19 protein-coding genes, 3 tRNA genes and 1 pseudogene are annotated in these 19,829 nt (G+C 42.1%); 10 read left to right on the top strand and 13 right to left on the bottom strand.

The window, feature by feature from the left end:
- Positions 1 to 26: 26 nt before the first annotated feature.
- A complete protein-coding gene (locus FTU42_RS05260; protein ID WP_180083134.1) occupies positions 27 to 671 on the bottom strand; it encodes an RluA family pseudouridine synthase in 645 nt (214 codons plus the stop codon).
- A gap of 133 nt (positions 672 to 804) precedes the next feature.
- Positions 805 to 1,512 carry a phosphopantetheine-binding protein gene (locus FTU42_RS05255; protein WP_005171498.1) on the bottom strand — a complete coding sequence of 236 codons (708 nt, stop codon included), beginning with the start codon at positions 1,510 to 1,512 and terminating at the stop codon, positions 805 to 807.
- A gap of 248 nt (positions 1,513 to 1,760) precedes the next feature.
- Here FTU42_RS05255 and FTU42_RS05250 point away from each other — a divergent pair, with 248 nt between their 5' ends.
- From FTU42_RS05250 to FTU42_RS05240, 3 genes are read left to right on the top strand one after another with little or no spacing between them, the layout of a single operon-like run.
- Positions 1,761 to 2,363, top strand: a complete 603-nt coding sequence (locus FTU42_RS05250) for a PAAR domain-containing protein (RefSeq protein ID WP_005171500.1) — start codon at positions 1,761 to 1,763, stop codon at positions 2,361 to 2,363.
- A 2-nt stretch (positions 2,364 to 2,365) separates the two neighbouring features.
- Complete coding sequence (locus tag FTU42_RS05245) at positions 2,366 to 2,908, top strand: type VI secretion system amidase effector protein Tae4 (protein WP_005171502.1); 543 nt, start codon at positions 2,366 to 2,368, stop codon at positions 2,906 to 2,908.
- Complete coding sequence (locus tag FTU42_RS05240) at positions 2,908 to 3,282, top strand: hypothetical protein (RefSeq protein ID WP_005171505.1); 375 nt, start codon at positions 2,908 to 2,910, stop codon at positions 3,280 to 3,282. The genes FTU42_RS05245 and FTU42_RS05240 overlap by 1 nt, the downstream gene beginning before the upstream one ends.
- Positions 3,283 to 3,334: 52 nt before the next feature.
- Here FTU42_RS05240 and FTU42_RS05235 read toward each other — a convergent pair whose 3' ends face one another.
- The 4 genes from FTU42_RS05235 to FTU42_RS05220 all read right to left on the bottom strand — a co-directional run bounded on the left by FTU42_RS05235 (position 3,335) and on the right by FTU42_RS05220 (position 7,053).
- Positions 3,335 to 3,751, bottom strand: a complete 417-nt coding sequence (locus tag FTU42_RS05235; protein ID WP_180083133.1) for a heme-binding protein — start codon at positions 3,749 to 3,751, stop codon at positions 3,335 to 3,337.
- A gap of 163 nt (positions 3,752 to 3,914) precedes the next feature.
- Positions 3,915 to 5,216, bottom strand: a complete 1,302-nt coding sequence (hemL, locus tag FTU42_RS05230; protein ID WP_180000784.1) for a glutamate-1-semialdehyde 2,1-aminomutase — start codon at positions 5,214 to 5,216, stop codon at positions 3,915 to 3,917.
- A gap of 38 nt (positions 5,217 to 5,254) precedes the next feature.
- Complete coding sequence (thiE, locus tag FTU42_RS05225; protein WP_005171511.1) at positions 5,255 to 5,875, bottom strand: thiamine phosphate synthase; 621 nt, start codon at positions 5,873 to 5,875, stop codon at positions 5,255 to 5,257.
- 794 nt (positions 5,876 to 6,669) lie between these two features.
- On the bottom strand, positions 6,670 to 7,053 hold the full coding sequence (locus FTU42_RS05220; protein ID WP_005171513.1) for a DUF962 domain-containing protein: 384 nt from the start codon (positions 7,051 to 7,053) through the stop codon (positions 6,670 to 6,672).
- Positions 7,054 to 7,388: 335 nt separating this feature from the next.
- Here FTU42_RS05220 and FTU42_RS05215 point away from each other — a divergent pair, with 335 nt between their 5' ends.
- Positions 7,389 to 8,846 carry a CYTH domain-containing protein gene (locus FTU42_RS05215; RefSeq protein ID WP_180083132.1) on the top strand — a complete coding sequence of 486 codons (1,458 nt, stop codon included), beginning with the start codon at positions 7,389 to 7,391 and terminating at the stop codon, positions 8,844 to 8,846.
- Positions 8,847 to 8,976: 130 nt separating this feature from the next.
- On the top strand, positions 8,977 to 10,431 hold the full coding sequence (locus FTU42_RS05210; RefSeq protein WP_180083131.1) for a CYTH and CHAD domain-containing protein: 1,455 nt from the start codon (positions 8,977 to 8,979) through the stop codon (positions 10,429 to 10,431).
- 7 nt (positions 10,432 to 10,438) lie between these two features.
- Here FTU42_RS05210 and FTU42_RS05205 read toward each other — a convergent pair whose 3' ends face one another.
- The gene (locus FTU42_RS05205) at positions 10,439 to 11,071 is read right to left on the bottom strand and encodes a hypothetical protein (RefSeq protein ID WP_180083172.1); all 633 of its coding nucleotides are present in this window, start codon (positions 11,069 to 11,071) and stop codon (positions 10,439 to 10,441) included.
- Between the two features lie 112 nt (positions 11,072 to 11,183).
- Here FTU42_RS05205 and FTU42_RS05200 point away from each other — a divergent pair, with 112 nt between their 5' ends.
- The gene (locus FTU42_RS05200; RefSeq protein WP_005096603.1) at positions 11,184 to 11,585 is read left to right on the top strand and encodes a DUF3144 domain-containing protein; all 402 of its coding nucleotides are present in this window, start codon (positions 11,184 to 11,186) and stop codon (positions 11,583 to 11,585) included.
- Positions 11,586 to 11,702: 117 nt separating this feature from the next.
- Complete coding sequence (locus FTU42_RS05195; protein WP_180083130.1) at positions 11,703 to 12,767, top strand: amidohydrolase; 1,065 nt, start codon at positions 11,703 to 11,705, stop codon at positions 12,765 to 12,767.
- A 374-nt stretch (positions 12,768 to 13,141) separates the two neighbouring features.
- Here the strand turns inward: FTU42_RS05195 and FTU42_RS05190 are convergent, their stop codons facing one another.
- Positions 13,142 to 15,913 (bottom strand): pitrilysin family protein, encoded by a 2,772-nt coding sequence (locus FTU42_RS05190; protein WP_180075531.1) that lies wholly within the window; start codon positions 15,911 to 15,913, stop codon positions 13,142 to 13,144.
- A 142-nt stretch (positions 15,914 to 16,055) separates the two neighbouring features.
- Positions 16,056 to 16,877, bottom strand: coding sequence for a PhzF family phenazine biosynthesis protein (locus FTU42_RS05185; protein ID WP_180083129.1), 822 nt, complete (start codon positions 16,875 to 16,877; stop codon positions 16,056 to 16,058).
- 153 nt (positions 16,878 to 17,030) lie between these two features.
- Here FTU42_RS05185 and FTU42_RS14860 point away from each other — a divergent pair.
- Together FTU42_RS14860 and gloB are read left to right on the top strand one after the other, a co-directional pair.
- A pseudogene (locus tag FTU42_RS14860) lies at positions 17,031 to 17,374 on the top strand (flavin reductase); the annotation flags it as partial.
- A gap of 115 nt (positions 17,375 to 17,489) precedes the next feature.
- Positions 17,490 to 18,224, top strand: coding sequence for a hydroxyacylglutathione hydrolase (gene gloB, locus FTU42_RS05180; RefSeq protein ID WP_005096598.1), 735 nt, complete (start codon positions 17,490 to 17,492; stop codon positions 18,222 to 18,224).
- A 15-nt stretch (positions 18,225 to 18,239) separates the two neighbouring features.
- On the opposite strand, the gene FTU42_RS05175 is transcribed toward gloB, so the two are convergent.
- Positions 18,240 to 18,512 (bottom strand): hypothetical protein, encoded by a 273-nt coding sequence (locus FTU42_RS05175; RefSeq protein ID WP_074383176.1) that lies wholly within the window; start codon positions 18,510 to 18,512, stop codon positions 18,240 to 18,242.
- 437 nt (positions 18,513 to 18,949) lie between these two features.
- Here FTU42_RS05175 and FTU42_RS05170 point away from each other — a divergent pair, with 437 nt between their 5' ends.
- Positions 18,950 to 19,153: a hypothetical protein gene (locus FTU42_RS05170; protein WP_005096596.1), complete on the top strand. Its 204-nt coding sequence runs from the start codon at positions 18,950 to 18,952 to the stop codon at positions 19,151 to 19,153.
- A gap of 159 nt (positions 19,154 to 19,312) precedes the next feature.
- Here the strand turns inward: FTU42_RS05170 and FTU42_RS05165 are convergent.
- The 3 genes from FTU42_RS05165 to FTU42_RS05155 form a co-directional block, all read right to left on the bottom strand.
- Positions 19,313 to 19,397, bottom strand: a tRNA-Leu gene (locus tag FTU42_RS05165).
- A 37-nt stretch (positions 19,398 to 19,434) separates the two neighbouring features.
- A tRNA-Trp gene (locus tag FTU42_RS05160) sits at positions 19,435 to 19,508 on the bottom strand.
- Between the two features lie 33 nt (positions 19,509 to 19,541).
- A tRNA-Leu gene (locus tag FTU42_RS05155) sits at positions 19,542 to 19,626 on the bottom strand.
- Positions 19,627 to 19,829: the final 203 nt, after the last annotated feature.

Below are 19,829 nucleotides of genomic sequence, written 5' to 3'. Positions count from 1 at the left end.
ATTCACGCCGATTCAAGAAGTATTTCCTAGAACGGCGCCGGACAATAAAATTCGACCAGCTGATCTGTTTGAGGATGATAAAAACTCAAACGTTCAGCATGTAAATGTAGACGCGAGCTGAGCTGTTGCTGTTCAGGTGTCGCATATAAGGTATCGCCGATAATCGGATGCCCCAGATATTGCATATGCACACGCAACTGATGTGAACGGCCGGTAATTGGCGTAAGTTTCATCCGGGTCACGGCTTGTCCCTGAATATTAAAGTGTTCGATCGCCTGCCAATGCGTGATGGCCGGCTTGTTATGTGCGGGATCTGCGATATGTAAGGGCGGACGGCTTGGGTCATATACCACGGGCACCTCAATGCTACCTTCACCTTCGAGTGTACCGGCGACCACGGCCTGATAGGTTTTGTCGGTCTGGCGTTCCTGAAACTGGCGGGAAATGGTTTTTTGTCCCCATTTTGTGAGACCAAACACGAGAATGCCGGAAGTATCGCGATCCAGTCGATGGATCAGTAAGGTTTTTGGTTCTATTTTTAATAATCGGTTAATCAGGCAATCTTGTAAATCTTCTGTTTTCCCGGGAACTGTGAGTAAACCTGCAGGTTTGTGGATGACCATGAAATCGTCATCACAATGTATCAGATGTTCGGTTAGAAAATTACTCAAAGTTCAATCCCAGGCTGATCGCGAAAAACAAGGCGGCCATGATAGAAAGCTTCGCCCATAATTACAATGCGCTTTTATGTAAATGCTGATGAAATTTCCGATTTAGGTCATAAAAATGCTCAATCGCAGCGTATCAACCTGAGGATTGTAAAATGAAGCCTGCCAATTCATGCAAAGATGCATGCTGTCGTACATCTTCATAACGAATATTGGCACCATGTGCACGCCATACACCGACCAAACTCACCACGGCTACAGAGTCCAATCCATAATTTCTTAAATCGACATAGGAATCAATCTCCAGAGCATCTATGTCTAGCTGTTCTGCCACAGCCAACATAATACCTTTGGTTGATAAGACATAGTCTGAGGGCGCACTTAAATCCCACAACCGTGTCAGACTATAAGTATTTAAGTGATGCACACCTTGACTGGAAATATTTTCGATCCACTGAATATGCTGTTCCTGATTGGCCAATAAGATTGCGTCATCGACCACACCTATTTGATCCGTCACACTCATCAAATGCGGTAAGATTTGCTTGAGCATCGGTGTGACCTGCCCGGCAAAAATCAGTTGTGGATGCGTGGAGGCATATTCACCAAGCTGTTGCATGCCCTGCATCAGGTCATCACCATATAAATCGACAATGGGAATATCCAGTGCTTTGGCTTTATTGGTCAGTTGAATCAAATTTGCCATGAGTGCACTTTCTTGTATGCCCTGTTGCATACGCAAGTTTTGTAATCCGACTAAGACCAAAACCGATTGGTTCGATGCAAGCTGCCATTTGGCTTGAGATGGGGCAAGTTGGATTTTTTTGGGTATTGGGTACAGCATGGGAGACTCTTTGGCTTCAGACAGTCGGCTTTTTCGTAACTGTATATGCTAACTCAGATTGAGGGTTACTCAATACTTTAAAAGTCAACAGGGCTATATTTAAAAAATTAAAAGCAAAAATGCTTGTATCTATATTCAGATACATTCAGTCATTATATACAAACTGATTAAATGAATTTTAAACTAAACCTTTCATTTTATATTGTCATGTTATTATGGTCTTTAATAAAAATAATAACCAAATAATAATGAGAGCATTAATAACAGTCGGCTGTAAAACCGATCATGGGGGAATCATTACTTTTGGCGACCCTTCCTTTCTGGTGGAAGGAAAAGCTGTGCATTTGGATGGAATGGTACATTATTGTCCTAAATGTAATGTCCTATCGAAAGCTCTTGCTTCTAATCGAGGCTTTATGGTCGTCCTGGGTAGAAGCATTGTTGCGGCAGGAGACACATCAACTTGTGGTTCAAAATTTCTGAAAACTTCTGATTTGGCTGTTATGAATAATGGTATTGTCTCAAGTAAAATTGATCAATTAATATCAGATACAGCTACTAAATACATTGAAGAAAAAGAAGAAAAGATCATTAATAATATTTATTGGAGTTATGGAGATAACCTTATTCTTCTAAAAAGAAAATCTAGATTTTTTGATGACTTGAATTTGCATATAGAAACTTCAGGTTATGCACGAGGAGATACTATTGATATAGAAATAAAACCAGAATCTTCTGAGATCAACTCATTTCATCCATTTACGATTTCACTTGATATTGATACTGAAGGTAAGGGAGTACTTAAAAATATTTTTAAAGGAAAAACTATAATAATTGATACGGAATATTAAATATGGTGAGTATAACTGCAAGGGCTGGTGGTCGGTCTTCGACCATACAAGCAAAAAGACCTTTATTTTCCGAATTATGGAAATATTATCCGGTAAAAATGTCAGCAAGTGATGTGTATTCTATGGTGGGAGGTCAAGCTATGGCTTTATATCAAGAAAATCCTACAGGATACGCAAATGCTTGTGCTTTAAGATTAAGTAGATCTTTCAACTACGGCGGAATGCCAATTAAACAGTCAACCAGAGGTTATAAAGTCAGAGGCGCTGATCATAAACCTTATTTACTTAGGGTTCGCGAGATGATCAGCTTTGTTGAACAAAATTTAGGAACTGCAGATCTCTCCTTCAAGCCTCAAAATAACCAGGATTTATCATCACAATTAAAAGGGAAAAAAGGAATTATTATTTTTAAAGTCTCTGGTTGGGGAGATGCTTCTGGACATGTCACTTTATGGAATGGAAATGATTGTGGAGATAGTTGCTACTTTATTCATGATACACCGAGCCTAAGAACCACAGATATTCTGTTTTGGAATTTAAGATAATGAAAATAATTGCTGTACTTTTTAGTTGTCTAGTGATAAGTGCATGTTATGCAAAAGACTTAATTCCATCCATATCAAATGCGGATGAGCTCAATATCAAAAATTTTGGCTTTAGTTATTGTCTGACGAGGGCTCAGGATCAATCCCTCAGTTCTGAGGCTGCTCTAGCGATGGGCGGGTATTTCCAACAGGGTGCATATGAAGAACCCGCGTATAAAAATTTGAAAGAATATATAAACCAATCTATGAAAGCAAAAACTGAGGTATATAAAAATCAAGCAAGGCCAGCCATATTAATGAGCTGTTTAGAGCTGTATAACTCGACAGAATATAATGAAATGGTTAAACAACAGCATCACTATCTTATCCGATAGTTATTTTTAACTTAGACTTGAGAAGATAAGTACATTCTCAAGCGTATAATGTCTAGCTCTGCTGCGCCAAAAACTTCTTAATCGCCACCTGCGCAATCTCTGCATCTTCAAATGATTTCACACCTGATACACCCATCGCACCCACCAGTTGCCCTTGATACAGAATCGGTTCGCCACCTTCCAGCATTCCCGAGAAACTTTCCATAGTCAGAAAGCCCATCTGCCCGCTTTTGATAATGTCTTCAAACAGCTTGGATGGACGGCGACTCATCGCCGAGCATCTGGCTTTTTCAATGGCCAGATTTGCAGTCATCGGTGCTGCACCATCCATACGTTTCATCGCAAGCAAATTGCCCGTTTCATCGACTACGGCAATACTGACATTGAAGCTATTCTGAATTGCGTATTGATGGGCGTGATCCAATAGAAATTCCGCATCACTTAGAGTCAAATAGTGTTTGGTTTGCATGAATGAATATCCATAATTTTAGCATTTAATCTCCCCTAACCCTGAGCCAGATATGGCACAAGGAAAAGAGGGGAAATTTATTATTTGTACAGATAAAATTCCCTCCTTTGAAAAGGTGAAAAGCACCGCTTCGCAAGAGGGAGGATTTTAAAAAAATTAAAATTTAAGCGTTCATCTCAGCAAAAGTCTCGATCGCAGCCTGAATGGTAAATTCAATATCTTCATCGCTGTGTGCAGCCGAGAAGAAGCCAGCTTCGAATGCAGAAGGTGCTAAATTCACACCCCGATTCAACATGCCATGGAAAAATTTACGAAAAGCATCGATATCACATTTCAACATCGAATCAAAGCTGGTGATGTCTTCCTGATCGGTGAAGTACAGACCAAACATCCCACCGACCTGTTGGGTTTTAAAGGGTACGCCTGCCTCGTCTGCTGCTGCTTGTAAACCTGCAAGAAGTTTTGACAACTGCGCAGATAGGTTTTCATAGAAACCTTCAGCACGAAGATGCTTAAACATCTCAATCCCGGCACGCATTGCCAATGGATTACCCGACAATGTTCCTGCTTGATACACTTTACCCAGTGGCGCAATGCATTCCATCACTTCACGTTTACCGCCAAAGGCACCGACTGGCAGACCTGCACCAATAATTTTACCCAATGTGGTTAAATCCGGAGTTACGCCATAATGTGCCTGCGCACCGCCTAAGCCAACACGGAAACCGGTCATCACTTCGTCGATGATAAAGACTGAACCATGCTCATCACAAACATCACGAATCGCTTGCAGAAAACCGTCAATTGGTTTCACCAGATTCATGTTGCCTGCCACAGGCTCCACAATCACGCCGGCAATTTCAGCACCAAACTTGGCAAAGCATTCTTTTAAAGTCGCAATGTCATTGTATGGAAGCGTGATGGTATGCTTGGCAAAATCAGCTGGCACACCCGCAGATGTCGCTTCGCCCTCACCTTTAGTTAACAAGCCCGAACCTGCTTTTACAAGAAGCGAGTCTGAGTGACCGTGATAACAGCCTTCAAATTTTACAATCTTGTCACGGCCGGTATAACCGCGCGCTAAACGAATCGCTGTCATGGTGGCTTCCGTGCCCGAGTTGGTCATACGTACCAATTCAATCGACGGCATGATCTCGCAAATAATATCGGCAAGCGTGGTTTCATGAACTGTTGGCGCACCAAAGCTTAAACCATCTACTGCGGCCTGTTGAACGGCTTGAATAATTGCAGGATGGGCGTGACCCAGAATCATCGGTCCCCATGAACCGACATAGTCCACATAACGTTTTCCGTCTACATCATACAAATATGCGCCTTGGGCTTTTTCGATAAAGACCGGTGTACCACCGACGCCGTTAAATGCGCGTACAGGTGAATTGACGCCACCCGGAATATGTTTATTGGCTTGTTTGAACAATTGTTCTTGCTTTGGAGATAAGCTCATGAAGGCACTCGACTCAAAATTAAATCAATCAAAAAATTTTATGCTGTAGCTTGAAAAAGCGCAGACCATTCATCTAAACGTTCAGGAATGGCATTCATCGGTAGGCCCAATATATCACTAATCACGGCGCAATAATCCGCACCTGACTCAATGACTTCTTTGGAGTTTTCAACCGTTAAACCACCAATGGCACATAAAGGCACGTTCAATTTCTCTTTGGCCAGTTTTAAGGTTTCCAAACCAATATTACCGGCTTCAGGTTTACTGTCGGTGGCATAGATGGCACCAAATGCCACATAGTTTGCACCATCGGCAATGGCCTGTTCAGCCAGCTCAAGCGAGTTATTACAGCTACGACCAATCAAGACATTTTTCGGCAAGCGTGCAACTGCCTCGACAATAGACCCGTCATCCTGACCCAAATGCACACCCACCCCGTATTTAACAGCCATTTCAAGATCATCATTAATCACAAAAAGCACACCATATTCAGCACACATGGCTTTCATATACTCGATTTCGTAAATTTGATCTTGTTTGGCGACTTTTTTACGGCGATATTGCAATACTGCAATGCCGCCATTGGCCATTGCGCCTTCCAGTTTTGCCAATAAAAGTTCTACGGGATCATCATTGGTAATTAAATATAAACCGCGCATCTTGCTCGCCACTTGCTAGGATGGCTCTATTATAGGCATAACTCGGTTTAATTGCCGCAGTCCTGCTGTTTCCGAGACCGGGTAGCAACAGATTTGCAGTTTTTTAGCGCAATTTTTCTGTTAAATCTAAAATATCACCATTTTCAGGGATATACCGACTATAAAATATGGGTTTTAATCGCTTTATAACAAAAATAATAAAGTGTTAATGCTTACGCCCTCCGACAAACGCTTTTAGGATTTTGCAGATAACTTGGTGGAGAAGTTGCAAAATTCTAAGAGCGGTTTTTTTTCCTTTAAATTTTCAATATTGTTAAGCCTCTTTAAGATTAAACTCAAAAAGATTAAAAAATACCCAATTTCAGGGATGGCCCAATTAGCGCGAAAAGACTTAAATAGCGTTAGACACAGAAAATAACCAGAAAAATAAATACTGTGTTGGTGACACCCGATCCTTTCTAGTTTTGAATAATACGTTTGTGGGGAGACGTTTCAAAGCTAGAAAGGATCATTTTCTTTATGTATGATCCGCATGACTTGTTCTATGAATATTTACGCAATAATGGCAACGAAGTCAGTAAATTTATTTAAAAAATAGAGACATAAAAAAAGCCCGGAGAAGGTCGCTCCAGGCTTGGAAAACTGTTTTATTCAGTAAACTATAACTTTTGATCAAATTCCATCAAACTGAATAAGCAATAACACAATTAATAGAATAATAAATGGCGACTTGCAAGTCTTTTATCGAAAGATCATGTTCCCTAGCCACACAATCCGATGAAAGTTACCTGATTTTAACTTGAAATCTTATCGTATTTGCGATCAAGCAGACTGAGACGACCACGCAGGACATCCGCAAACATACGCCAGTCCGAAATAAAGCTATACACCGGCTGTTTAAAACTGGCCGGTTTATTGCGTTCAAAGATAAAATGGCCAATCCAGGCACAGGCATAGCCTGAAAGCAAACCATAAGCAAAATATCGCGGTTTGCCTTGACGAATGGCTTGAGTAAAACAATATAGGCCGATACTGCTACCTGCGACATGTAAACGGCGACTGACCATATGCCGGTGTTCGGTCAAATAAAAGCGGTAAAACTCATGATAATTGCCAATCGGCATCTGGGGTTGATGCGCGATCACATGGGTATTCTCTGGCTGTACTTGTACATTCATTTCTCATCGTCCTGATGTTTTCTTTTACCTTAGCGTATATTTTGGCCAATTAACAGTCTCTTGATTTGCTCGAATATTCTTAGATATTTTCCAAGCAAAGCCGCAATTCCTCTCGCTTTGCAACCCTATTAACAGCTCAAAGCCAATATTTAAATTCCTGTTCAATATTTTTATATGCAGGTCAAGTCTTACATGCATTTTGATTTTGGTTACAATCTGCCACGCATACATCTAAAAATATAATTGCGGCGATTGCCCGCCGAATTTTCAGCATCTCATTAAAGCGAAAAATATCAGTACATGCTGGCGTGTACTAAACAGATAGGAAAATCATTATGGTTGAAGTTGAACTCAAGTTCCAGATTCCTGCGGCACGACGCACTGCGCTGCTCAAGGCACTTGATCCGAAAAAGTCTCAACAGATCCAGCTTCAAGCCAAATATTATGATACTGCCGACCGTCAACTGGCCCAGCACGGGGTAGCACTACGTCAGCGTCTGGAAGGTACGCGCTGGGTGCAAACCCTGAAAGCTGCCGGTAAAAGCCATATTGAACGCTTTGAACATAATCATGATCTGGGGGAATTAACTGAATCTCCTGAACTGGATTTAAGTATTTATACCCAGTTCCCAGAAGCACAGGCGATTCTGAGCCATGCGCTCGGCAATCAGTCTGATCAGCTACAACTGCAATTCGAAACCGATATTGCCCGCACCTTGCGTGTAATTGAATACCAAGACACACAAATCGAAGTCAGTCTGGATATTGGGCAGATCCGTACCCGAAATGCTGAACAAGAGGTACATGAAGTCGAGTTTGAGCTAAAAAGTGGGTTGATACACAATTTATTGGCATTCAGTTTTGAATGGGTCAAGAAATATCAGCTCTGGCTCGATGTACGCAGCAAGGCAGAAATTGGTAATTTATTGGCCACCTCACAACGCGTGAGCCCGGCCACCTTCGCCAAAGAGTTCCAGATCAGTAAAAAAGACAGCGCTGGTAAAACCCTATGCAGTCTGATTGCGCAGCAGATGCAACATTTATTGCCAAATATCGCCGCGATTTCAGCTCAGGTTGCACAGCAGGAACATATTCAACAGGCTCAACTGGCACTGGATCAGCTATATCTCACTTTGCTGCTGTTTAAAGACTGGCATCCGCAGCTTTCGGACAAATGGGCTCATCAAATGGCTGCCTTTAAGCAGCAGTTCGAGCATTTACAGCATTTGCAGCACATGCAAAACAGCTTGGCCAGCTTCCTGCAAAATCCGACCACTACGGAAAATCTGAGTAAAGATATTCTGTATGCTCAGGAAAAACTGGGCAATCTGGTCAAATCAACGCAAAATGTGCATCATTATCTGGAGTTATTAACCTTTAGTTTAACTGAAGATGAACATGCTGCTCTGGATTTAAAAACTGCGGCACAAACCACGCTGCAACAACAGTATAAAGCGCTGCAAGAACAGATGAACCAGACTGAAATTAACAATTTTGAAAGTCTGGATCAATTGGCAAGCCGGATTCAGGAACTCAAATTCAGCTTCCCGATTTTAACCACAATCTATGACGTCAAAAACTTGCAGAAGTACAGCAAAGCGCTGAATGATGCACAACTTGCAGCCGGTGAATATCAAACCTTAGCTTCTTCGGCAGTGTATATTCAGCAAACTGAACTGGAAGCGAGTGACTGGTTTGTATTAGGCTGGCTGACTGCTAAACAGGAAGTCTATGCCCAGAAACTGCTTGAGGCGACAGAACAGTTCCTGGTGAGCCGTAAATTCCTCAAATAAATATCTTTAAGAACATTTCAAAGCACGCTCCCTCTACGGCGTGCTTTTTTTGTTGCAGAAGCACATCACACTGTGGCTAATCTTTGAGCTATATTGATCTGTATAACCTACATCGAGAAGGAATGACCCGATGGCAGAAATAGAGCTTAAATTCCAGATTCCGTCACCGTCACGTGCACAATTTGAACAGGACTTCCAGAAGCTTCAGCCGACTCGGCATCGTTTATGTGCGCGCTACTTCGATACTGAAGCACAGCAACTCCAACAACATCAAATCGCCTTGCGACAACGTCTAGAAGACCAGCAATGGGTACAAACCCTGAAAGCACCTACTGAGCAGCAATTTGAACGTTTTGAACTTGAACATACATTAAAAAGCCCACCTGAAAGCTGTAATTTTCAGTTATATCGCAAACATAAACCGGCAAAAAAAATCCTGAAAAAGGCGCTTGGCGATTTGGATATACCGCTTATTCTGCAATTTGAAACAGATGTCGCGCGTTATGTGCTGACCGAAACACATCAAAATAGCCAGATTGAGATTGCCTTTGATGTAGGGGAAATTCGCCATAAGGATCAAGCCATTGATATTTATGAAGTCGAATTTGAGCTAAAATCCGGTCAATTGATCGAATTGATTGATTTCATTCGGCCATGGATTCAACGTTATGATTTATGGCTGGATACGCGGAGTAAATCGGAACGCGGTTATGCCCTATTACAGGGTGAAGAAAGTCTGCCTGTGCAGCATCAGCTGCCATTAGAACTTGAGCAGAAAGATCAGATTGCTACTATTTTAAAGAAAATCGTAGCCAACTGTCTGGCTCATCTTTTTCCGAATGCAACTGCGATTGCCGCTGATCATTATAACAGCGATCATGTGCATCAGGCACGTGTCGCGATCCGGCGCTTACGCAGTGCCTTTAAAATTTTCCAGTCTGTGACTGAACATGTACAGCCAGAATGGCCGGAACAGCTGCGAGATATTTTTCAGCAACTGGGTTCTACCCGAGATCGCGATGCCCTTGCAGAAAGTCTGATTCCGCAACTGGAAAAAGCCGGCTCACCCTTATTAAAATTACCACCACATCGACAAAAACAGCCAGATATTAGCGCGCTGTTCAGACATTCAGCTACAGTGGACTTGATACTGCAACTACTCAGCTTTAGTCAGGAAAAAACGCATAGCAAAGCCAAATCTTCGCATAAAATTTTGTGTAAAGGTTTGAGCAAGTTACATCAGCAAATTTGTCAGGATGCCGAAAACTATCAGGAACTGGATATTGAATCGCGGCATCGCACGCGTAAACGGGTGAAACGCTTGCGCTATAACGTAGAATTTTTACAGAGCTTATTTCCTGAAAAGGATGTGAAAACTTATCTGAAAGCCCTAAAACCCTTACAGGAAAGCTTGGGGCATTATAACGACCTGTTTGTGGCAGACGAACTGTTTAGACCGTATGTCAAGCAAAATAGCAAAGCCTGGTTTGTGCTGGGTTGGATAAGCGCGGAACAGCAGCGTTTGTCGAGTGAAGCAGCCGAGCGTTTACAACAGTTTGCTGAAAATACCAAACCCTTCTGGTAAAACCGGGCTAGCGATATTTACCAAACACTTTCCAGGTATTATTATCAGCCAAGGGATCGTTATAACTATCACTGCGTTGCTTACGTGGTTTATCACGGGCATCGATCAGCTCAAAATGTGGCTCGACACTCAGCACGATACCATTCACATAAAAACGGGTGCGTGTATATTCACTTTGACCATGCTGAAACACATAAGTACGTAAATCTACAAATTCGCGGTGTGCCACCAAAGCCGCGGTATCGTCACTGTCGAGCCAGTGTCGCATGGTTGCGATCTGTTCGGGTTCAAACTGCCCGCATTTTTCAATCAGGCTGGCCACACCACGAAAAGTTTTAGATTCTTTGGCCCGGGTTTTATTTAGCCTGATTCGGTCAACATGAAAATAAAACAGCGGCAAGTTTAAATGACTGGGAAGATGGATAGCATCTAGGGTTTCATCGTCCATGAAAGGTTGAAACAGATCCTGCGCCCTTTCAATCAGACCAAGCCACTGGGTGTAATATTCTTCGACCTGCGATTTGGTTCCATAATAAATCGGCAGACCTTCGACATTGGCCAGATTTGCCGGTGGCCAGATATTCTGGCGCAATAAAGCAATATCACTTTTCAGACTTTGTACCGCAATCGCATCCTGCATGGCATTCACTTTTATATGCTTAGGCTATTTTTAGATTAAGGCAAAGGTTTAGTTTCTGCAAGGCTTTGCCTATAATTAGCCATTAAGATTTTATGATGGTCAGGAAAAATTCATGGTTCAAAAGATTGAAGCAACCGATGTAACCGAAGAAGAAGCGTTAAATGCGGCATTCTTTGAACGTGCTGATGAATTTATTCAACAAGCCAACGAGTTTTGTCGCGTAGAAAAAGGCTCGCAGGAAAAACCGAGTGATAAGCGCGGTCAAGTCAGTGCAGCCATGTTATTTGGTACTGCCCGTTTCAATACCTGGGTGGCAGCGAATAACTTTAAAGATGGCAACGAAATGCGCGATGCCAAAGATCAGGTGATGTCTTATATTATGCAGCAATTCCAAATGATGCTGGAAGATAACTATGATGAATACTGTGAACAGTTCGAAAACTATTTGCGTTTCCGTCACAATGAAGAGTTTCATGCCAACAAGCATAACCATGATCACAAGCACGATCATTGATTAAAATATGAAAAGCCCTACGGGGCTTTTTTATTTGCCTTAATTTATCATATTGACTTTGAAACGATTTTTGTCCTATATAAGTTGAATAATAAATAAACGAAAACAAGGCATAGCATGCAGCAACTTCCCTTCCCGATCATTGACCCACATATTCACCAATGGGATCCGTACAACACCCCACACGCGGCAGCATTTGCCGTAAAACTGTTTGGCAAATATCCTAAATTACTGGACAAAATGGTGCGGCTGCTCAAACCTAAAGATGTGATTGAGACCATTGGCCTGACCGAGCATCTGACCGCCCCTTATCTGCCTGCGAACTACAACAAAGATCTAGGGCATTATGAAGTCGAACAAATTGTGCATGTTGAAGCCAGCTGGCATGATCAGAAAGGTACAGGCGTGGTGGATGAAACCCGTTTTGTGGCCGGACTTCCTTTTGATCAGCATAATATCCAGCTCGGTGGCATTGTCGCTACGGCGGATCCGCGGCAGAAAAACTTTAAACAGTTGATTGAATTGCATCAGGAAGCTTCTCCCAAATTTCGCGGGATTCGTAAAATGGCTGCGGTACATCCAGACAAAGGGATTCATGCCTGGACCGATGAGCCACATCTCTACCGTAATAAAAACTTCCTGAAAGGATTTGAGGAACTGGCCAAGCAAGACTTAAGTTTTGATGCCTGGGTCTATTCGAGCCAGATTGCGGATGTGACTGCACTGGCCAAAGCCTTTCCTAAAACACCCATCGCACTAGATCACCTCGGTACGCCTGTCGGCTTATTTGGCAAGGTGGGCAAAGCTACAGGCAAGACCGAACAAGATCGTGCCCAGATATTTTCAAGTTGGCAAGATCAACTGGCTGAACTGTCCGAGTGCAGAAATGTATCGACTAAAATGTCTGGCCTGTTTATGCCCGTTCTAGGTCATGATTTTCATCAGCAGAAACGGCTGGCAACTAAACAGGAATTATTGGAACGTGCAGCTCCCCTGATTCAGCATGCCTTAGATTGCTTTGGTTCTGAACGCCTGATGTTTGCCTCCAATTTTCCAATGGACAGTGTCAGCAGCTCACTCGTGAATATCATTGATGCTTTTAGCGATATTGTTCAGGACTATGATGAAAACGCGTTAAAGCCGATCTTTTATGAGAATGCGAAAGCATTTTATAAATTATAAGAAGCGTCTGGATTTTTAAAGAAAGAAGGAAAATACATATGCTCTGGGAGGAAATAATCGCGAGTCCCCGATCAGATAGGCTTTTCTATACTTGCTGAGCAATCTTTTCTAGTTTAATCCCATCATATTATTACCAACATATTATTCACCTTCCCTTTAATAAAGATATCGCTGTTGGAGCAATATTAGTATCAGCTGGGATTTTCCTGTTTCTTTTTGCCACTTTCTGGTGGAGCTTACCCAGTGTTGTGCTATCTGGCGTTTTAGGTGGAATCCTGCTTACCAGAAAAGCGACTTAAATTAGAGCTTTTAATTATATTGAAGAATAAAAAATCCCCCTATTAGAGGAGGACTTTTTTTAATGTAGATCAATTCTATGATTTTTTGATTTCTTTTCCATATTGATCGGCCATCACTTCGACCAACTGATCCAGCTTGATGTATTTTTTAATCACGGCATCAATGTCGGCTTTCGTCAGTTGGGCAATCGCCTGATCACGTTTTTCACGGTAAATCAGCTTACGATCTTTTTCCAGTTGAGGAACCAACATACTGTGAATACGGCGATCATCTTCCAGTGCATTGACACGTTTTTTCAGAATGCTGGCTTTGGCCGCTTCCACTTCCTGTTCAGTTACGCCACGTGTTAGCAGCTCATTGAGTACCTGATGCACCGTTTGAGAAACCTGTGCAGATTTACCTGCGGTATAATTGGCACCCAGTGCCAAAGCACCTGAATCGGCCCATTCATTAAACTGAACATGGGCACTAAAACCGTAGACCAGCGCATTTTTTTCACGTAATTCCTGAGCCAAACGGGAAGACAGTTGAGAGTCACCCAGAATATGACGGAAGACTTGTAAAGCAGGTACATCTGCATGGTCTGCCCCCACCGGGAAGGTCAGCAATGCCTGATAACTACCGAACTCACGTTGTTCAGATAATGCATGAATTTTTTGGGCTGGATAGCTTCGATATTCTGATTTCAGGCGTTCATAAGGCTGTGCCGCTTTCCAGTCCGCGAAACTATTTTTCAGCATTTTCTGTATAGATTTTGGCTGAAATTCCCCAGTCACTGCAATGTGTGCATGATGCGTTTTAAAGAATTGCTGATACAAAGCGACCACTTGCTCACGAGTGGCTGCTTTAAACTGCCTGGTGGCCAGTTCAGGTTCAAAATGGAAACGAATGTCACCGGGTTGATACACTTCAATGGTTCGCGCCATAGTCAGGCTCGACACCGTATCTGGCTCGGTATAAGGACGATCCAGACTGGATAAGGTCTGACCCTTGATCAAGTCAAACTGGCTTTGCTCAAATGCAGGGTTTTTTAGTACATCAACCACATATTGGAAAAACTCTGCAAACTTCTCTTTTTTGGCACTGATCTGTATGTTCAGGCCATTACTCGATGGGCTGGCAGTCGCTGAACCGCCTACTTCGATAATTTTGTCAGCAATCTGCTGCAAGCTCTGGCTTTCCGATGAGCGCAGCATTAAATACGCGGTCAGATCCAGAATCTCGCCTTTATTCATCAGGCTTTGCGCAGTCCCAAAATCCAGAGAAATTGTGGCATACACCTTGTCATCGCGAATATTGGTTGGGAATAGCGCGTATTTAATGCCATTTTTTAACTTACCACGCTGAATCTGCTTGTCCTTAGCAGATAAATACTGCTTGGATTGCGCTACATACTGCTTCACTTCCGCCTGATAAACACTGACATCCTTTAAAGGCTCTTCAGTCTCAACCTGTTGGTCCAGTGTTTTTTTCGGTGCTTCCGTCTGTGTCACTTCCTGCGCTTTTTTCTGATCTTCAGGTGTTGGCAGGATATTGCCAGAAATACGATATTCAGGTTTTAGAAAACCTTTATAGACCTGATTGACCTGACTCACATTCAGGTTTTCAATCGCATTCAGATCTTTAAAATACTGGCTCCAGTCACCCGAATAAGCCACGGCATAATCACTTAAACGTGAACCTAATGCAGTCGCGCTATTTTTAATATTATCAGCCTGATTGCGGGTCAGGTTTTTAACTCGGTTTAATTCGGCATCGGTAAATGGCTGGCTTTGCTCTACGCCTTGAATCAAGCTCTGTTCCACAGTTTTTGGCTGATGATTGGGTGCATAGATCGCGCCCATAAACACCAGATTAAAGTCTTTATCCAGCCAGGTACTGGATTGCACCATGGTCGATTTTCCACTTTCCACCATGCTCTGATATAAATGCCCGCTCGGTTGCAAGGTATAGAGCGTCGGTGAAACAGCCAAAGCAGTCTTGATCTTTTCATCCGGGCCATTCAGATAAATATTGAATTTGGCCAGATCACTGCCCTTTTGCACAGTAAATTCACGCTGTTGAATCTGCTCAGGTTTTAAAGCCGGAACTTTCACTTGCGCCGGTACACTTCGCGATTGAATCGGACTGAAATGGCTATCAATCTGCTTTAATACTTCCGCCTTATCAAACTTGCCTGAAATGACCATAAAGGCATTATTCGGTGCATACCAGCTCCTGTAAAACTGGTTCAATTCCTGCATATTGATGGATTGCAGCTCATTCAGATCACCAATCGGTAACCGACCCAAATACTGATTGCCATAAGCCGACTTGAACACCTGATCCATGAGTACTGAAAATGGCTGATCCAGACGAATTTCGCGTTCGCGCTTTACAATATCAATTTCGGTCGGTACATATTTTTCCTGAAGAACCAGCTGATCCATACGCTCGGCTTCAAGGAAAATTACTTCACTGAGCGCCGTTTTTTCAGGACGAATGACATTGGTATATTTGGTTGAATAATAATCGGTACTGGCATTGGTCATTAAGGTATATTGATCGAGCCGACGCTGAAATTCATCACCTTTGACATTTTTAGTGCCTTTAAAAGCCAAGTGTTCCAGCAGATGCGCCAGACCACCTTTTCCTTTAGGATCATTCAGTGAACCGGTCAAATACACCGTATTCATAAAAATTTTATTTTCTTTATCATTCGGTGCCAGGATAATTCGTAAACCATTATCAAGACGATATTCCTCCACATTCTGTTCAGTTTTCACCAAAACAGGTTGTGCAAAACTCAGCGCACTACAACCCGACAACAAAATCGCCAAGCTTAAATTCTTATAACGTACCAACATTATTCATCCAGATTTTAAATGTAAATTTTTATTCGTGCTCATTTTAGAGAATGATTCTTATTCTGAATAGTCTTTTCTAAATTGAATCATTAAAATAACATGCCGCCTTGCCTGACGACATGCATATCTATGTAATCAGAGATTAAAGATAAAGTTCAGCCTGCATATATAATTTGCCATAACCCGAAATTTCAATTCGTTCCTGATCTTGCAAGGCACAATAAAGTACACCACCGCGCGCTGATGCCTGATAAGCGACCAGTTCATTTTTACCCAGTTTGTCTGCCCAAAATGGCGCAATTCCGGTGTGAATAGACCCTGTGACCGGGTCTTCATTGATTCCGTTACTCGGTGCAAAATAACGTGAAATACAATCATATTGTGTATCTTGCGAGGTAATCGCGACATCTAAAAAGCTATTCTGAGCAGTAATCGCGGTACGCTTGCCATTTAATTGTTTTAATAATTCAAAATCAGGTGATTCATCTAGCACATCCTGTACTGACTCATATTCGACAATATAACCTTGTGCATTCAGATAAACCTGCTTAAACGGTTTGCTCAATGCCTGTCTTAAGGCTTCAGGATATTCTGTGACGGCTACTGCGCGGCGAATTGGAAAGTTCATTCTGATCTTGCCATCTGTATCCTGATCAACCACAAAGATCCCCAGATCTTTCACATGAAACTGGATCGTTTTTGCCGTACCAAATTGATTGAATAATACAAAGCTGCTGGCCAAGGTTGCATGACCACAAAAATCCACCTCCTTGGTCGGGGTAAACCAGCGAATAGCATAATTTTCTGCATCAATTATTTTCACAAAAGCTGTTTCAGACAGATTATTTTCCAAGGCGATATTTTGCATCAGTTCATCTTCGAGCCAGTCCTCCAGCACAATCACCGCAGCTGGATTTCCTTTAAACAGTTCCGTGGTAAACGCATCGACCTGGTACATTTTCATTTTCTGAAGTCCTCAATATCACAATCTCTAGTTTAAAAGCTTTTTTGCAAGAGTGAACTTGAATATGCTAATAATCTAACTAATCTAGCCACTTAAATACACCAATATAGTGAATGATGCGGTATGACCAATCCCCATCTTCAAAGTATTCTCCTAGAAAAATCCTATCGGCTAGGTAGGCTGAGCCTACATGATGTACCTGAAAAATTGGCACCATCTGGCCTAAGGTTATTTAAATTCTCTGGTTTTGATATTTCTCTGGGCAAGGCTGTGCTGCATGGATACTCTGCGAGCTGATTCCCGGGCCGCATAACCAGCAAATGCATGATCTGTTTATTGGCAAGATGATTGCTGCCTATGCCGATGATCAGATCTTCCGCGACAGTCACTGACATTATCATGTAGTGAGTGAAGAATGGAAAAGTACTCATCATGTGACTGGTGGACAATTTTATAGCATTGGCAAGGCGGTAAGCGTTGATGATTCGGACGTATAATTTTTTAAATGGGACATAAACAAAAATTATCCCGGATGAGCAGATAATATCTGCAAGCCCAGAGCATCTGAAATTATGCTACTTTATTCTCAATCTTCATTTGGTCTAATGCGCTATGATGCCTTTTAAAATTCACTGTATTGATGTCCAGAACTCGCTGCAAAATTATATCTGGTTGCTGGAACATACGGCTTCTCATCAGGTCGCAGTCATTGACCCGACCGAAGCAGGATTGGTGCAAGATTATTGTGCCGAACACGGTTTAATCTTAAGTCAAATCTGGTTAACGCACTGGCATAAAGACCATATTGGCGGTGTGCCCGGCTTAATTCAGGGACAAAATCTGCCTGTTTATGGCCCGCGTGCAGAACTCAGTAAAATTCCGTTTATCACGCATCCACTTGAGCATGAAGAACAGTTCAGCTTTCATGGGGCAGATGTTCAAGTGATCGCAGTACCAGGCCATACATTAGGCCATATCGTTTACTTCATTGATGCGATTGATGTGCTGTTCTGTGGCGATACTTTATTTGCCATGGGCTGTGGCCGGGTTTTTGAAGGTACTTATTCACAGATGTATCATTCACTGTCACGTCTGGCAGCCTTACCGCCGCGTACGCAGGTCTATTGCACACATGAATACACCCTCTCGAATGCCCAGTTTGCCAAACATGTCGAACCGGACAATCAGGCAATTCTGGAACGCTTCGAGCATATCGAACGCTTGCGTATGTTAGGCCAGTGCACGCTGCCAAGCAGCATTGAAGATGAATTACAAACCAATCCTTTCCTGCGTGCGGATAGTGTGGAAGAGTTTCAGCGCTTGAGAACCCTGAAGGATCAGTTCTAGAGTTAAAGATCCATATTAAAGAATCTGGTGACTTTGCGCATAAGCATCCAGTTCGTCTTGAGTGACGACACGCACTGCCTGCATTTCGTCAACACGTACCAGCAGCAAACCAGCTAAGGCCGGTTGATAACGACGTGCACTACCAAACGGCGTATAGGCTACTTTCGATTGCACTGTAAAATTCAACCAGTCCTCATGTCCCAGCATCACAGCAACCGGATCTAAGCCCTGTTGCTGCATCCATTCAATTTTCTGATTCACATTGTGTTCAATCGTCAGCTCAGTCATGGCAATCGTATTTAATTCAAGAATTACATTTTTGATAGTATAGGGCATGCATCTCAAACGATAGCTCAGAAAACCAGCAGCTGCTAATGATCCGATTAAATAATCAATGCAAGCTTAATATGCCGATGCTTCGGCATTCCCTTATTCTTACATTTTATGGCGTTGATAAAGTTCAAATTTAGATCAATAGCAAAATAAGCCTTTGAAATTAAAGTATAATTAAATTTATTTACATGCTATAAAAACTTAATATTTAGTTACAACCTATTCAATATGATAAAAATCATTTACTTAAGTCATAAACTGCTTCTTTAGCGAGCATACGATGTTCACTAAACATTCAAATTAGATTAAATTAATTAAATATGGGAATTTGCCCTTTAAAACAAAATTTCTCACCCTTATTTAAGATAGAACAATGATGAAGGAGTGATCTCGTGAAAAAAGTGGTTAAAGCTAAAAATCTGATTGCATTTCGACTATGGTTAGAAAAATTAGGATATTCCGTTCGCACCCTGGCTGATGATCGTGGTTTCAGTTTCAGTTTCAAAAAAGAATACGGTCTGGTCACCTGTGATCTGGCCGGCAATGCACTCGCGATCCAGCTGGGTGAGGAATTTGAAGATCATTTAAAAGCCTGATGCAGGTTATTTTCAATCAAAAAAATAAATAAATTATTCCACTGATTCAGCAACTCTATTCTCCAATCTTTAGCCCGTTTCGATGGGCTTTTCTTTTTATCTTGATTAAATAAATTTCAGGCAATAAAAAAGCAAGGCATCAGCCTTGCTTTAATATGATGGTGGGGACGGAGAGACTCGAACTCTCACACCTCGCGGCGCTGGAACCTAAATCCAGTGCGTCTACCAATTTCGCCACGTCCCCATCAGGGTACCAACTTAGCGTTGGATTTTTCAAACTTTGGCAGAGGATCAAGGACTCGAACCTTGACGAACGGTTTTGGAGACCGTCATGCTACCATTACACCAATCCTCTACTCGGCCAGTTTACTCAATTGCTCAAGTAAATTGGTGGGGACGGAGAGACTCGAACTCTCACACCTCGCGGCGCTGGAACCTAAATCCAGTGCGTCTACCAATTTCGCCACGTCCCCAATGGCTGTGTATATTATAGAGATAGACCGTCATTGACAAGCGATTTTACAAGCAATCACATTCTATTCCGCTAGAAATTAAACAGTTAATTATATTTTTTTACTTTTGATAAAATTTATCAAGACAATTTGACTCTTTGAAGACGAAACCACAAATTCAGTATTTTAAAAGGTCTCAGCTTTATTTTGTGTCATAAAAACCA

This window comes from Acinetobacter sp. YH12102 (assembly GCF_013419125.1).
GTDB lineage: Bacteria > Pseudomonadota > Gammaproteobacteria > Pseudomonadales > Moraxellaceae > Acinetobacter > Acinetobacter pseudolwoffii.
Note: the sequence above shows the minus strand (reverse complement) of the source record. Positions and strands in the feature narration are given on the sequence as shown.